General features: G+C 63.2%; 1 protein-coding gene. It reads right to left on the bottom strand.

The genetic code is table 11. The annotated features are described in order from the left end of the window. Positions 1–79 precede the first annotated feature (79 nt). Positions 80–2,035, bottom strand: coding sequence for a sigma-54 interaction domain-containing protein (locus tag WBR57_RS16440; RefSeq protein ID WP_424084732.1), 1,956 nt, complete (start codon positions 2,033–2,035; stop codon positions 80–82). Between the last annotated feature and the right edge of the window lie 279 nt (positions 2,036–2,314).

Raw genomic sequence — 2,314 nt, 5'->3', positions numbered from 1 at the left:
CGCGAAGGCGGTGGTTCGGTTGGAGCATTTGTGACTGACACACCGCCTTCGCGAGCAAGCCCGCTCCCACAGTTGAATCTCAGCCGCCACGAAAATCCGTGGCATTCAGACCGAACCGGCTCATCTTGTTGTACAGCCCGCCACGCGAGACGTTGAGTTGCCGGGCGGCCAGGCGGATGTTGCCGCCGGTGCTTTTGAGGGCGGCGACGATGGCGTGCATTTCATGGCTGCTCAGGTCCTGGGCCGGTGGCGTTTGGTCGGAGCGCAGCGGTAAGCGCTGTTTGGCTTCCAAGGGCAAATCGGCAGGCTGGATCAGCTCGCCAATGGCCAAGTTGGTTGCCCGTTCAATGCTGTTTTCCAACTCCCGCACATTACCCGGCCAGCCGTAGGCCGAGAGCAGCGCCATGGCGTCCGGGGAAAAACCTTGCACCGATTTACGCAACGAGCGCGCGCAGCGGGCAAGAAAGTGCCGCGCCAGCAGCGGTATATCGTCGCGGCGCATGCGCAACGGCGGCACGGTCAGGTTCAACACGTTGAGGCGGTAGTAGAGGTCTTCACGAAACGCGCCCTCGGCCACCGCCTGGCTCAAATTGCGATGGGTGGCGGCGATGATGCGCACGTTTACTTGGCGCGAACTCTTCGCCCCAACGCGGGTGATTTCACCCTCCTGCAACACCCGCAACAGGCTGACCTGGGCATCGAAGGACATGTCGCCAATCTCATCCAGGAAGATGGTGCCGCCATCCGCGAGTTCGAACTTACCCGCCGAGCCGCCACGGGCAGAGCCGGTGAACGCGCCTTCGACATGCCCGAACAGCTCGCTTTGCACCAAGTCTCGCGGGATGGCGCCGCAGTTGACCGCCACGAAGGGACCATTGCAGCGGTCGCTGCCGTTGTGGATGGCCTGGGCAAACAGCTCTTTGCCGGTGCCGCTTTCGCCGAGGATCAAGGTGGTGGACTCACTGCGACTGGCGATGCGGCCCAGGTGCAGCGCGTCCTGGATAGCGCGCGAGTGGCCCTGGATGGTTTCAAAGGTGTAGCGGGCCTGGGTGCCGACGATGCGTCGGGTGATTTCGCGGATGCGGCGGTTTTCGCGCAGCGACACAATCACCCCGCCCTGCTCCAGCGGGCACACCGAGACGAGGCAGGCGAGCTGGCTGCGGTCGTGCAGGTGGAAGGTGCAGTCGAGGTCGCGAACGGCCTCTCCCATTGAGTCGCTCAATTCGCTGCGACCCAGGTGCTGGAACGGGTGACCGATCAACTCCAGCCCTACGCCGAACAGCTGCCGCGCATAACGGTTGAGCGCCTTGATACAGCCGCGCTCGTCCAGCACCACCAGGCCTTCGTTGAGCACTTCGAGCACGGTTTGCTGCTCTGCGAGCAAGGCTTGCAGGACCATTTGCCGCGACACCGCGTCGGCGGCCGCTTGCACGGTGCCGAGGGTGTGGAAGTGAAACCAGCCGGGTTCGGCGGTCAGGGTCAGCATCGCCAGGGTCTGGCCCTGCGCGTTTTTGATCGGCGCAGCGGCGCAATGCATGCGGCGCTGGCGCAGGCCGATGGCGAAATTCTCTTCGGCAAGCACGTACACCAGGCGGTCTTCGGCCAGGGCCAAGCCAGTGCAGTTGGTGCCCTGGGTCGACTCCAGCAGGCGGCTGCCGATGGGCGTGATGTCCAGCCCGCAGAAATACAGGGTGGTGCCATCTGCATCGGTGAGGTTGATATGGCCACGCGGGTTGTAGGCCAGCAAGCCGCGCATGACCTGCGCGGCGGCGGCGATCAGCACCCGGTGGCTGGCAAGGGTTGCAGCCAGGGTCTCGGGGGCGACAAAACGGTATTGGCCGTCAGACGGGTCGAGCCCTGCGTCGACGCTGCGCCGCCACGACTCCCAGATCACCTGGCGGACCTCGGCCGGGCGCTCGACCTGGCCCCCCAGGCAGTTTCGCCAGGCCTGTTCCAGCGCCGCCACCGGGCCCTTGTTCAGCGAGGCCGGGCCCAGGGCCGTGAGGTAGTCGAGGTCTTGCACACTGAAAGCCATCGGCGCTGTCCATGTCCAGGTTTTTGACATGTCAGTATAGGCATGTCATCAGAATGAACACATTTTGTTTATCAGATTTTATAAATCTTTAACTATCAATAACTTGAGAATTGGCACAGCCCTTGCTCCTAACCCTTTGCCATCCAGAACGTCCTGGGGCCAACAATAAAAAGGGGTCCTTCATGAGTACACAGAACATCCGCCTGGGCTTGATCGGTGCTGGTCGCATGGGCAGCTTCCACGGCCTGACGGCGGCCCGGCATATCCCTGGCGCGTGCC

Source organism: Pseudomonas sp. (assembly GCF_049590575.1).
In the GTDB taxonomy this organism is placed as follows: Bacteria; Pseudomonadota; Gammaproteobacteria; order Pseudomonadales; family Pseudomonadaceae; genus Aquipseudomonas.
The sequence above is the reverse complement of the archived record's forward strand: the minus strand, read 5'-3'. Positions and strand labels throughout refer to the sequence as shown.